The following is a 12,330-nucleotide window of genomic DNA, read 5'->3' as shown; positions in this document are numbered from 1 at the left end:
TGTAAAAATACTATCAAAGAGTTAAGTCAAAAACTTAGGCAAACATTATGCAGTGGATAGTGGAGAATCAGCAGCTTCTTTTAAGCGCTTTTGGCATTTTTGTCACTGGAATGATCATTTCAGGCTGGTGGGTGAAACAAAAAATGCGGATGGAACTCCAGCGCCAAGAGCAAGAACTGGAGACAGAAAAACAACTCCACCAAAAAACCGCCGAGCAACTTGCTTCCGCACAGCAAGATCTTGATGAACTTGATAATGCCCGAGACCAATCTGCGTTTGAGTTAAAACAGACTCATGGAAAAATGTTGGTCGCGATGGAAAAACTGAGGCACCTAGATTCACTTCGCCAAGAGAAACAAGTACTGGCTACGACCGTTGACCAGCTCCGACGTGAACTCGCAGAAGCACAAGCCAGCCAGCGTGAACAGGATGCACGCCATCATCAAGCCCAGCAAGCCAGTGAGGAAAAATTGGCTTTGCTAGAGAACGCAGAGCAGCGCCTCAAACAACAATTTGAACACTTAGCCAATCAACTGTTTGAAAATAAAACCGCCAAAGTTGATCAACAAAATCGCCAGAGTTTAGAAGGGTTACTCAACCCACTCAAAGATCAGATTGAAGGGTTTAAAAAACAAGTGTCGGACAGCTTTGGGCATGAAGCCAAAGAGCGCCATACGTTGGTGCACGAACTTCGTAACCTACAAAAACTCAATGAACAGATGGCGCAAGAAGCCCTGAATTTGACCCAAGCGTTGAAAGGGGACAACAAGCAGCAAGGGAATTGGGGGGAAGTCGTGTTGGCGCGCGTGTTGGCAGAATCTGGTCTTCGTGAAGGGCACGAATACCAAACGCAAGTCAGTTTGCAAGATGAAGCCGGTAAGCGTTATCAGCCCGATGTGATTGTTCACTTACCCCACGACAAGCAAGTGGTTGTGGACTCCAAAATGGCGTTAGTTGCTTACGAGCGATATTTTCACGCCGACACCGACTCTGAACGCGATGCAGCATTAAGTGAGCACCTACTCGCGTTGCGTGCGCATATAAAAGGGCTCAGTCAAAAGGATTACCAGAAACTCAAAGGTATTCAGAGCTTGGATTATGTGCTGATGTTCGTGCCAGTTGAGCCCGCATTTCAGGTTGCCATTCAAGCCGACCCAAGCTTGGTGAAAGATGCCATGAGGCACAACATCATCATAGTGAGCCCAACCACTTTGCTGGTGGCTTTACGCACCATCGACAATTTGTGGCGTAACGACAGGCAAAATCAAAATGCCCAAATCATTGCTGAGCGAGCTGCCAAACTTTACGACAAACTCCGTTTATTCCTGACAGACATGGAGAGTTTGGGCGGAGCACTGGATAAAGCCAATCAGAATTTTCAGGGTGCCATGAACAAATTGGCTACCGGAAGAGGCAACGTTGTGCGGCAAGCGGAGAGTTTCAAAGATCTTGGGGTCGAAGTTAAACGTAGTATTCCAGATACCCTATTGGAAATCGCGCAAAATGACACGTTAGTGGAAAGACAACCGCTTGAGGATAAAGTAGACTAAGCGCTCGCAATGCCCAAGGGATTGTTTACGAGGAAAAATGATGACAGAAACAAACGTTCAGAATACCCCTGCTTCACCCGTTGACGACACAACACATTTTGGCTTCACAACCGTAGCCAAGGAAGAAAAAGTGGAGAAAGTGGCCGAAGTATTCCACTCGGTTGCAGCGAAATACGACATCATGAATGATTTGATGTCGGGTGGTATTCATCGGTTGTGGAAACGTTTCACGATTGACTGCAGTGGCGTACGCTCTGGTCAGCGTGTTCTCGATTTGGGTGGTGGTACGGGCGATCTGACGGCGAAATTTTCTCGTATTGTCGGTGAAAAAGGGAACGTGATCCTTGCCGATATTAACAATTCCATGCTGAATGTCGGTCGCGATAAACTGCGCGATAAAGGCATCGTGGGTAACGTTAATTATGTTCAAGCCAATGCGGAAGAACTGCCTTTCCCAGACAATCACTTCGATTGTATTACCATCAGTTTCTGCTTGCGGAATGTAACGGATAAAGAAAAAGCGCTTCGTTCAATGTATCGCGTGCTTAAGCCTGGTGGTCGTCTGCTGGTTCTGGAATTTTCTAAACCTGTATTCGAGCCGCTTTCTAAAGTCTACGACGCGTATTCGTTCCATTTACTGCCTAAAATGGGCGAGTTGATTGCCAACGATGCTGAAAGCTATCGCTATTTGGCGGAATCCATCCGAATGCACCCAGACCAAGAAACACTGAAAGGCATGATGGATGAAGCTGGTTTTGAGCAAACCAAATACTACAATTTAACGGGCGGTATTGTTGCATTACACCGTGGCTTTAAATACTGAGGTTACTATGCCATTTGAACCTTTGGTCACCGCTGTGGTGGAAACCACGCTTAATACCCTGATTCAGGATGACCCTGCCTTAGTGAAACGCATGACCCGTCTGAAAGGGCAGGTGATTCAGGTTCACGTAAAAGAAATCAACAAAACCCTCACCTTTATTTTTAGCCAGCAGATTGATGTGCTGGCACATTTTGAAGGGGATGCAGACTGTTATCTGTCTTTGAGCCTAAGCGTTTTGCCCGAGTTACGTGAACAGGCGAATATTACGCAACTGATCAAACAAGACAAACTGGTGCTGGAAGGCGATATTCAACTGGCACAAAAGTTCTCTCAATTATTAACGGATGCCAAACCTGATCTCGAAGAGTGGCTTTCTCGTGTAACAGGGGATGTGATTGCCCATACATTTGTCTCTGGCGCGAAGCAAAGCGTTGAGTGGGTTAAAAAAAATGCCGAAAAAAAGCAAGACCATATCGCTCAAGTTTTGACGGAAGAGTGGCGTATTGCGCCTCCTCCTCTTGAAGTCGCACATTTTTGTGATCAAGTGGACGATATTGCCAGTGCTGTGGCACGCACAGAATCTCGCCTAAATGCACTGCTGGAGAAAGTATGACACCAGCTGAATTACGCCGCCTATATCGAATTGTAAAAGTTCAGCTTGAATATGGGCTGGATGAATTATTACCCGAACATCACCTGACCCGTGCTCCACTTCTTGCTCGTAAAGGGCTGTTTTGGCTTAAAAACAAACATCAAGACAAAGAGCTCGGCAATCGCATTCGTTTGGCGCTGCAAGAGCTAGGTCCTGTTTGGATTAAATTCGGTCAAATGATGTCGACTCGCCGCGACCTCTTTCCTCCTCACATCGCCGACCAATTGGCGTTGTTGCAAGATCAAGTTGCCCCTTTTGATGGTCAGCTAGCGAAAGATCAAATGGAGAAAGCGCTTGGCGGCAGCCTAGATAACTGGTTTACAGATTTTGATATCAAACCGCTTGCCTCGGCTTCGATTGCCCAAGTACATACTGCAAAGCTGAAAGACAGCGGACGCGAAGTGGTGTTGAAAATTATTCGTCCAGACATCAAACCCGTGATCGACGCGGATTTGAAGTTAATGTATCGGATGGCGAAAATCGTTGCCAGAGCATTACCAGAAACTAGGCGATTAAAGCCTGTTGAAGTGGTTCGAGAATACGAAAAAACTTTGCTGGACGAACTCGACCTGAGACGAGAAGCCGCCAATGCGATTCAGCTAAGACGCAACTTTGAAGGCAGTAAAGAGCTGTATGTACCCGAGGTGATTTCGGATTTAAGCAGCGAAACCTTGATGGTATCTGAACGGATTTATGGCATTCAGGTGTCTGATATAGCGGCGCTTCACGCTAACGGTACGAACATGAGCCTGTTGTCTGAGCGCGCTGTTAGCGTTTTCTTTACTCAGGTATTTCGCGACAGCTTCTTTCATGCCGATATGCATCCAGGAAATGTCTTTGTGAAGCCTGAACATCCAGACGACCCAATGTGGATTGGCTTGGATTGTGGCATTGTCGGCACTTTGAACAGGGAAGACCAGCGCTACTTGGCTGAAAACCTGTTGGCGTTTTTCAACCGCGATTATCGTAAAGTTGCCGAGTTACATGTGGATTCTGGCTGGGTACCCGCCGACACCAATGTGCAGGAATTTGAATTTGCTATCCGCATGGTGTGTGAACCGATATTTGCCAAGCCACTGGGGGAGATCTCGTTTGGGCATGTACTGCTCAACCTTTTCAATACCGCCCGACGCTTTAATATGGAAGTGCAACCACAGCTGGTACTTTTGCAGAAAACGCTTCTATATGTGGAAGGGCTGGGGCGTCAGCTTTACCCTCAGCTTGATTTGTGGAAAACCGCGAAGCCATTTCTAGAAACTTGGATGGCAAATCAAGTAGGTCCACAGGCAGTGATCAATGCAGTAAAAGATAAAGCACCATTTTGGGCAGAAAAACTGCCAGAATTGCCAGAGCTGTTGTACGATAGCCTTAAGCAAGGTAGGGCTTTAGATCAGCGCATGGATAGGCTTTATCAAGGATACCGTCAATCCAAACGCCAACAAGGAACCGGAAGGTTTTTGTTTGGGATTGGGGCAACTTTAATTGTGTGCGGGGCTATCTTACTTGATAGTCAATATGAACCATTTGCTTTAAGCAGTGGCCTCGTTGGTGTCACATTTTGGTTGTTTAGTTGGCGTGCTTACCGTAAATAGGCGGTAGACTTTCTTTAAAAGATTATATTTTTACAAAAACTAACCCGAGGTGAGCGAAATGGGTATTAGTGTAACTCAACTAATTATTATAGCCGTTATTGTGCTATTGCTGTTTGGAACTAAGAAGCTTCGTAACATTGGTGGCGACTTAGGCGGTGCTGTAAAAGGCTTCAAAAAAGCGATGAGCGACGAAGACAAAGCATCGACTGAAAAGAAAGACGCTGACTTTGAGACGCAAAACATCGAACAGAAGAAAACAGACGCAACTTCTGATACTGATACCGCTAAAAACAAAGAGCAGGCGTAACACGTGTTTGATATCGGTTTTTGGGAACTGGTATTAATATCTGTCGTCGGGCTGGTGGTTTTAGGTCCGGAGCGGTTACCCGTTGCCATTCGTAGTGTTTCCCGATTCATCGGTGCAGCGAAGAGCATGGCAAATAACGTTAAAGACGAATTGTCGCACGAGCTGAAAGTGCAAGAGCTGCAAGATAACCTGCGTAAAGCGGAACAAATGGGGATGGAAGATCTCTCTCCCGATTTGAAAGCGTCTGTTGATGAACTTAAACAGGCAGCGCAGGATGTACAGCGACCCTATGCAAATAAAGAAGATGCCCCGGCACCTTCCGATAAAAAAGCCGATGAGTAAAGTAAAGAGCTGCATCAGGCAGCTCTTTTTTGATCCCCGTTGTTGAGGTTCGATATGTCTTCTGTTGAGCAAACGCAACCATTGATCAGTCACTTAATTGAACTGCGCAACCGACTATTGAAAGCAATCGTGTCGGTTATGGTGGTTTTCTTAGGGTTGATCTGGTTTGCCAACGAAATCTATGAGTTTGTTTCCGCGCCTTTAATTGAAAGGTTGCCGGAAGGTGCGACGATGATCGCGACCGATGTAGCATCGCCATTTTTTACGCCCCTGAAGTTAACCTTGGTGGCGTCGATTTTTGTTGCTGTTCCTTTGATTCTTTATCAAATCTGGGCTTTTGTTGCCCCTGGTCTTTATAAGCATGAACGCAAGTTGATCATGCCACTGCTGTTTTCGAGCTCAGTGCTGTTCTATTGCGGTGTCGCGTTTGCGTACTTTGTGGTTTTCCCACTGGTGTTTGGTTTCTTTACTGCGATTTCCCTTGGTGGCGTTGAGTTTGCGACGGACATTTCCAGTTATCTAGATTTTGTGCTGGCTCTGTTTATGGCGTTTGGCATAGCGTTTGAAGTGCCTGTTGCGATTATTTTATTGTGTTGGACTGGTGCCACGGATGTCAAAAGCCTCAGTGAAAAGCGCCCTTACATCGTTGTCGCAGCGTTTGTTGTTGGTATGATGCTGACGCCGCCTGATATGATCTCTCAAACATTATTGGCGATTCCAATGTGTTTGTTGTTCGAGGTAGGGCTGTTCTTTGCTCGCTTCTATGGGCGGCGAGAACCTCAAGAAATCGGGCAACCGGAAGAATAAAAAAACTGCGCCATTCGAGCGCAGTTTTTATTTTTAGAGGCGATGTTTTCACACCAAGTCTTACGATAAGCGGAACAGTTTTTTCGCATTCTGCGTCGTCAGCTGATCGACTTGGTCTAATGATAACTCTCTAAGATCGGCCACACGCTGAGCAACAAGCTGAGTGTAAGCAGGCTCGTTTCGTTTTCCACGATGAGGGACTGGTGCTAGGTAAGGGCAGTCGGTTTCCACAATCACGTAATCCATATCTAAATGAGGGATCACTTTGTCCATTCCGCCGTTTTTGAACGTAGACACACCACCTAACCCAAGATGAAAGCCTAAGTCATTGATCGCTTTGGCTTCTTCTAAGCTTCCACCAAAACAGTGGAATACACCCGAAAGGCGACCGTCTTGTTCTTTAGCAAGTAAAGGCAGAGTTTGCTCTATGGAGTCTCGAGTGTGGATCACAACCGGCAAATCTAACTCTTTTGCCCAATTGAGCTGGGTTGTGAAGGCTTTTTCTTGTTCGGTTCTAAAGGTTTTGTCCCAATACAGGTCAATACCTATTTCACCGACGGCAATGAAATTATGTTTATCAAACCAAGAATAAATTTCTGCTAGAGTGCTCTCGACGTCGGCATTCACGTAGCAAGGATGCAGCCCCATCATAGAGTGGCAAACATTGGGAAATTGTTCCTGTGTTTTTAGCATGGGTACTATCGAATCGAGATCGATATTCGGCATCAAAATTTGGTCTATATTTTGTTCTAAAGCACGAGCAATAACGGCTTCTCTGTCTTCATCAAATTCTGCGGCGTAAATGTGAGCGTGAGTATCTATCATATTGGTACTTGAGCGTTGATGACAAAATTCTCGTCTCAGTATACCCGAGATTTTAAAACTCATACTCGGGATTTTAAAACTCTCGCTCGGAACTTTAAAACCATGCGTCTAAGGGCATTTTTGTCGATTCTTACTGGCGTGATCAGGCGAGAGTGATATAGTTTCTGCCAGAATTTTTCCAGACAAGGAGAAGAGCGTGTCTGTTTCCATCCAAGGTCAATTTCCAGGTCGCCGTATGCGACGTATGCGAAAGCATGATTTCAGCCGCCGTTTAATGGCAGAAAACCAAGTAACAGTTAACGATTTGATTTACCCAATCTTTATCTTGATGGGTAAGAACCGACGTGAGCCAGTAGAATCGATGCCGGGTATTGAGCGTTTATCGATCGACTTGATGCTAGAAGAAGCGGAATATTTGTCTAAATTGGGTGTTCCAGCGATTGCGCTTTTTCCTGTTGTTACTCAAGACGCTAAAAGCCTATGTGCGACAGAAGCGTATAGCCCTGATGGGTTGGTGCAGCGTGCTGTGAAGTTGTTAAAAGAGCATATCCCAAATATTGGTGTGATCACTGACGTTGCGTTAGACCCTTTTACGACACATGGGCAAGACGGCATCATTGATGACGATGGCTATGTGTTGAATGACGAAACGACGGAAGTACTCATCAAGCAAGCTATCTCTCATGCCGAAGCAGGCGCTGATGTTGTCGCCCCTTCCGATATGATGGATGGTCGAATTGGCAAAATCCGCGAGGCGTTAGAAGAAGCCGGTCATATTCACACTCAGATCATGGCCTATTCTGCGAAGTACGCCTCTCACTATTACGGACCTTTCCGTGATGCGGTCGGATCGGCATCTAACCTTAAAGGTGGCGATAAGAAAAACTACCAAATGGACCCTGCTAACAGTGATGAAGCATTGCAAGAAGTCGCAATGGACATCAACGAAGGCGCAGACATGGTAATGGTTAAGCCTGGCATGCCATATCTGGATGTGGTTCGCCGCGTGAAAAGCGAATTACAGGTTCCAACTTTTGCTTACCAAGTCTCTGGTGAATATGCCATGCACAAAGCCGCTATCCAGAACGGTTGGCTAAAGGAGCGCGAGACTGTACTTGAATCTCTGTTGTGCTTTAAACGTGCAGGTGCAGACGGTATTTTGACTTATTTTGCTAAAGACGTCGCTGAGTGGCTTGCGGAAGAAGGCGCTCAAGCAAAAGAGAATACCCAGCCAGAATAAATGTTGACCGGTATTTTTTATCAATTAGAAGCTGAGCCTTATGGTTCAGCTTTTTTGTATGGAATCATTATGAAAATTCGAACGGGAAGCCTAAATGAGTGTATTGAGGTGGCGAACGCTATCCCTGAATTTGTGCAAAAAGAAACTGTCACTAACTTAGCCAAGAGGTTACAAGACAAGGTGAATCTCATCCTCATTGCAGAGGAAGGTGATAATTTGCTTGGTTTCAAAATAGGCTACGAACTGGATAAAGACAGCTTCTATAGCTGGTTTGGCGGTGTTTTACCTGAAGGCAGAAAAAGAGGAGTTGCCCAACTTTTACTGGAAGAACAGGAGAAATGGGCGATAAAAAGTGGGTATAAGCAAATAAATGTGAAGTCTCGTAATGAATTTCCCGCTATGCTGCGCCTTTTAATACGTAACGGATATCTGGTTGATATGGTTGAAAAATATCCTGATGTCATAGAGTCTCGAATCCATTTTATAAAAGAAATTAAAAAATAAATGAGAAAAATTCTCGTTTAGCTATTGACCTGCAAATGAGAATCATTATTATTGAACTCGTCTTAGGGAATAAGGAACAGTTCAAAAGGAATTGATTTCAGTTTCAAGCGAACTTGCACTGATTCTTGAATGACACGACATTGCTCACATTGCTTCCAGTGTAATTTAGCTTTAAGGCGAAGTGATATATTTCATCATTTCGGCCACTTCTGCTAGGCGACATCATTAGATGTCGCTTTCTTTTATCTAAAATTTATTTCTTTCTCTCCATCATTGCTTCGTTTTCCATTACCTCAATATCATCTCGACAGATCAACAAACCCTTAATAGCGGTATCGTATTTAGATGATACAAATGGCGGCAAATTCGCCTCAAATGGTCCATAGATCGTTCATTATCGACTATTCAATACTCAGTATGATTCTTTCTTAAGTTACATTTGAATGTCGTACTCTAAATACTGATTAAAATATCAAATATTTCTATTGATTTTTTAGATTATTTTCTCTAACTCAAATTATTTTCCACAAGGCATGATCATAATAAGATCAAAGATCTTAGGATCTTGTTTTGCTTAACTTGTTGTATTTATTGATTTTAAAAAGAAAATGAGTGTGTGTTTTTGACTGTTAATCATCTGTGGGTAACTTTTACCAACAGAGTTATCCACAGTTATGGTTATGATTTGTTGCGCAACATACCTACTTTCAGGCTCGCTTTTTAAGACGGCTGAGAAATTGCACTCCGGCTTCATTTTGAGTTTGCGAACGTGGTATCCCAAGTCGAGTCATGGCATTCTAAGCCCATTATTTCTCGCACTGTATTTGGACAGACAGATTATGGCAACCATACCAGACAACCCTTTGATTCTCATCGATGGCTCATCGTATCTTTATCGGGCGTTTCACGCTTACCCCGGTACCATGAGCAATGGCGACATACCGACCAATGCGGTTTATGGTGTGGTGAACATGCTGCGTAGTATGATGCGTCAGTTCAGTTCTGAACGAATTGCAGTCATCTTTGATGCTAAGGGCAAAACATTCCGTGATGATATGTATCCGGAATACAAGGCTAATCGCCCACCTATGCCGGACGACTTGCGTTGTCAGATAGAACCTTTACACAATGTTATTAAAGCCATGGGGCTTCCACTTATCTGTGTACCTGGTGTTGAAGCCGATGATGTGATTGGCACATTGGCGGCTCAGGCTTCAAAAGCGGGAATGCCGGTATTGATCAGTACTGGCGACAAAGACATGGCGCAGCTAGTGGATGAAAATGTCACACTGATTAACACTATGACGAATGTCGTCATGGATCGTGAAGGCGTTGTGGACAAGTTTGGTATCCCTCCTGAATTGATTATCGACTACCTCGCATTGATGGGGGATAAAGTCGATAACATTCCAGGTGTTCCAGGTGTTGGTGATAAAACCGCAACGGCTTTGCTGCAAGGCATTGGCGGCTTGAGTAAGCTTTATGAAAACTTAGACGATATTGCACCTCTTGGTTTCCGCGGTTCAAAAACCATGGCGAAAAAGCTAACAGACAACAAAGAGAACGCATACCTATCTTACGAGCTAGCGACCATTAAACTGGATGTTGAGCTAGAAGAGACGCCAGAAACTCTGAAAAAAGAAACCCCCAATAAAGACGAGCTGATCAAGCTGTATGGGCAATTGGTTTTCAAATCTTGGCTAAATGAATTGCTTGAAGGCGGTACTGGCGAAGTAGAAGCCATTGGTAACAATACGTCTGGGTCAAGCTCTGCTTCTTCTGCTTCTGCTTCTGCAGATAGCATGGATACCAGCGCAGTTTCGATTGATCGCAGTCAGTACGAAACGGTGCTAACACAAGAGAGCTTTAGCAATTGGTTAGAAAAACTGAAAGCTGCTCCGCTGATAGCATTTGATACCGAAACAGATAGTTTGGATTACATGGTCGCGAATCTTGTTGGCTTATCGTTCGCTACAGAAGAGGGTGTGGCTGCGTATGTGCCCGTCGCACATGATTACTTGGATGCACCAGAGCAATTGGATCGAGACTGGGTACTGGCGCAGCTCAAGCCTTTACTAGAAGACAGTAATGTTGCCAAAGTGGGGCAGAATTTGAAGTACGACGCCAGTGTATTGGCTCGCTATGACATCGAAATGCAGGGCATCAAGCACGACACCATGTTAGCGTCTTATGTGTATAACAGTGTCGGCGGTAAACACGATATGGACAGCTTAGCGCTTCGCTTCCTACAGCACAGCTGCATGTCGTTTGAGTCGATCGCAGGTAAGGGAAAGAATCAGCTGACGTTTAACCAAATCGATTTAGAAGAAGCTTCGCCATACGCTGCGGAAGATGCGGATGTTACTCTTCGTTTGCATAATCGTATTTACAGCAATTTAGAGCAAGATGAAAAGCTTAACCATATATATAAAGACATCGAGATGCCTTTGGTTCCAGTGTTATCACGTATTGAGCGAACGGGCGTTATTATTGACGACATGTTGTTAGGTGCTCAATCACAAGAAATTGCTGTACGGTTGGATGAGTTGGAACAAAAAGCGTACGAGCTTGCTGGTGACAAATTTAACCTGAGTTCTCCAAAACAGCTTCAAGCCATATTGTTTGAAAAAATGGGGCTGCCCGTTTTAAAGAAAACACCATCGGGTGCGCCTTCTACGAATGAAGAAGTCCTGCAAGATTTAGCCTTAGATTATCCGTTGCCGAAAGTGATTCTTGAGTATCGCGGTTTGGCAAAACTGAAATCTACTTACACCGATAAACTTCCGAAGATGATCAACCCGACAACTGGTCGAGTGCATACGTCGTATCATCAAGCGGTAACGGCAACGGGGCGTTTCTCTTCTACCGATCCTAATTTGCAGAATATCCCTATTCGAAATGAAGAAGGTCGACGAATTCGCCAAGCATTCGTTGCTCCTCATGGTTGGAAGATTCTCGCGGTCGATTACTCTCAAATTGAATTGAGGATCATGGCGCACTTATCGGGCGACCAAGCGCTTCTGGATGCCTTTAGCCAAGGGAAAGACATTCACTCAGCAACAGCCGCAGAAGTTATGGGTGTTGATATTGAGCAGGTCAGCAGCGAGCAACGTCGCCGTGCTAAAGCCGTCAACTTTGGACTCATCTACGGTATGAGTGCGTTTGGGCTTGCTAAACAACTTGGTATTCCCCGTGGTGAAGCGCAGGGTTACATGGATAAGTACTTTGAACGTTACCCTGGTGTGATGCAGTACATGGAAGACACTCGGAGCAATGCGGCAGAGCAAGGGTTTGTCGAAACTCTTGAAGGTCGTCGTTTGCATCTGCCAGAAATAAAGTCTCGTAACGGTATGCGTCGTAAAGCTGCGGAGCGTGCTGCGATTAATGCGCCAATGCAGGGGACGGCGGCAGACATTATTAAGAAAGCCATGTTATTGGTGGATGAGTGGATACAAGCTGAAGGCGACGGCAAAGTGAAGCTGTTGATGCAGGTACACGATGAATTGGTGTTTGAGGTAGAAGAGTCAGTTCTTTCCGAAGTTGAAAGTAAAGTACAAAAACTGATGGAATCTGCAGCAGATCTAAATGTCCCATTAGTGGCGGAAGCTGGGCATGGTGACAACTGGGATCAAGCCCACTAGCCAAATCTTGCTCTAATCCAGCAAATATATATGAGCCAGCGCACATG

Annotated in this window: 11 protein-coding genes; 10 read left to right on the top strand and 1 reads right to left on the bottom strand. The window is 45.0% G+C overall.

What is annotated here, in order from left to right; all coding sequences use genetic code 11:
• The first annotated feature begins 47 nt into the window (after positions 1 to 47).
• Genes rmuC through tatC form a run of 7 tightly spaced genes read left to right on the top strand, consistent with a single transcriptional unit; the run spans position 48 to position 6,073 of the window.
• Positions 48 to 1,550: a DNA recombination protein RmuC gene (rmuC, locus tag VPNCDNU1_RS10085; protein WP_104400210.1), complete on the top strand. Its 1,503-nt coding sequence runs from the start codon at positions 48 to 50 to the stop codon at positions 1,548 to 1,550.
• Between the two features lie 40 nt (positions 1,551 to 1,590).
• Positions 1,591 to 2,373, top strand: coding sequence for a bifunctional demethylmenaquinone methyltransferase/2-methoxy-6-polyprenyl-1,4-benzoquinol methylase UbiE (gene ubiE, locus VPNCDNU1_RS10080; RefSeq protein WP_104400209.1), 783 nt, complete (start codon positions 1,591 to 1,593; stop codon positions 2,371 to 2,373).
• A gap of 7 nt (positions 2,374 to 2,380) precedes the next feature.
• Entirely contained in the window at positions 2,381 to 2,986 is a 606-nt protein-coding gene (locus VPNCDNU1_RS10075) for a ubiquinone biosynthesis accessory factor UbiJ (protein WP_104400208.1), read from the top strand.
• Entirely contained in the window at positions 2,983 to 4,617 is a 1,635-nt protein-coding gene (gene ubiB, locus VPNCDNU1_RS10070; protein ID WP_104400207.1) for a ubiquinone biosynthesis regulatory protein kinase UbiB, read from the top strand. The genes VPNCDNU1_RS10075 and ubiB overlap by 4 nt, the downstream gene beginning before the upstream one ends.
• Before the next feature lie 58 nt (positions 4,618 to 4,675).
• Positions 4,676 to 4,924: a Sec-independent protein translocase subunit TatA gene (gene tatA, locus VPNCDNU1_RS10065; RefSeq protein WP_101114556.1), complete on the top strand. Its 249-nt coding sequence runs from the start codon at positions 4,676 to 4,678 to the stop codon at positions 4,922 to 4,924.
• Between the two features lie 3 nt (positions 4,925 to 4,927).
• Positions 4,928 to 5,266, top strand: a complete 339-nt coding sequence (gene tatB / locus VPNCDNU1_RS10060; protein ID WP_104400206.1) for a Sec-independent protein translocase protein TatB — start codon at positions 4,928 to 4,930, stop codon at positions 5,264 to 5,266.
• 54 nt (positions 5,267 to 5,320) lie between these two features.
• On the top strand, positions 5,321 to 6,073 hold the full coding sequence (gene tatC, locus VPNCDNU1_RS10055) for a twin-arginine translocase subunit TatC (RefSeq protein WP_101114554.1): 753 nt from the start codon (positions 5,321 to 5,323) through the stop codon (positions 6,071 to 6,073).
• A gap of 60 nt (positions 6,074 to 6,133) precedes the next feature.
• On the opposite strand, the gene VPNCDNU1_RS10050 is transcribed toward tatC, so the two are convergent.
• Positions 6,134 to 6,898 carry a TatD family hydrolase gene (locus VPNCDNU1_RS10050; RefSeq protein ID WP_104400205.1) on the bottom strand — a complete coding sequence of 255 codons (765 nt, stop codon included), beginning with the start codon at positions 6,896 to 6,898 and terminating at the stop codon, positions 6,134 to 6,136.
• 196 nt (positions 6,899 to 7,094) lie between these two features.
• Here VPNCDNU1_RS10050 and hemB point away from each other — a divergent pair, with 196 nt between their 5' ends.
• From hemB to polA, 3 genes are all read left to right on the top strand, one after another.
• Positions 7,095 to 8,138, top strand: coding sequence for a porphobilinogen synthase (gene hemB, locus VPNCDNU1_RS10045; protein WP_104400204.1), 1,044 nt, complete (start codon positions 7,095 to 7,097; stop codon positions 8,136 to 8,138).
• Between the two features lie 69 nt (positions 8,139 to 8,207).
• A complete protein-coding gene (locus VPNCDNU1_RS10040; RefSeq protein WP_104400286.1) occupies positions 8,208 to 8,642 on the top strand; it encodes a GNAT family N-acetyltransferase in 435 nt (144 codons plus the stop codon).
• A gap of 839 nt (positions 8,643 to 9,481) precedes the next feature.
• Positions 9,482 to 12,283 (top strand): DNA polymerase I, encoded by a 2,802-nt coding sequence (polA, locus tag VPNCDNU1_RS10035; protein WP_104400203.1) that lies wholly within the window; start codon positions 9,482 to 9,484, stop codon positions 12,281 to 12,283.
• Positions 12,284 to 12,330 lie beyond the last annotated feature (47 nt).

Origin of the sequence: Vibrio penaeicida, assembly GCF_002933855.1 — a bacterium.
In the GTDB taxonomy this organism is placed as follows: Bacteria; Pseudomonadota; Gammaproteobacteria; order Enterobacterales; family Vibrionaceae; genus Vibrio; species Vibrio penaeicida_A.
This window is presented reverse-complemented; position numbering and strand designations above follow the sequence as displayed.

Bases quoted from the DNA above. Each gene is read 5' to 3' on its own strand.
- rmuC (WP_104400210.1), top strand. From the start codon at position 48: ATGCAGTGGATAGTGGAGAATCAGCAGCTTCTTTTAAGCGCTTTTGGC.
- ubiE (WP_104400209.1), top strand. From the start codon at position 1,591: ATGACAGAAACAAACGTTCAGAATACCCCTGCTTCACCCGTTGACGAC.
- VPNCDNU1_RS10075 (WP_104400208.1), top strand. From the start codon at position 2,381: ATGCCATTTGAACCTTTGGTCACCGCTGTGGTGGAAACCACGCTTAAT.
- ubiB (WP_104400207.1), top strand. From the start codon at position 2,983: ATGACACCAGCTGAATTACGCCGCCTATATCGAATTGTAAAAGTTCAG.
- tatA (WP_101114556.1), top strand. From the start codon at position 4,676: ATGGGTATTAGTGTAACTCAACTAATTATTATAGCCGTTATTGTGCTA.
- tatC (WP_101114554.1), top strand. From the start codon at position 5,321: ATGTCTTCTGTTGAGCAAACGCAACCATTGATCAGTCACTTAATTGAA.
- VPNCDNU1_RS10050 (WP_104400205.1), bottom strand. From the start codon at position 6,898: ATGATAGATACTCACGCTCACATTTACGCCGCAGAATTTGATGAAGAC.
- VPNCDNU1_RS10040 (WP_104400286.1), top strand. From the start codon at position 8,208: ATGAAAATTCGAACGGGAAGCCTAAATGAGTGTATTGAGGTGGCGAAC.
- polA (WP_104400203.1), top strand. From the start codon at position 9,482: ATGGCAACCATACCAGACAACCCTTTGATTCTCATCGATGGCTCATCG.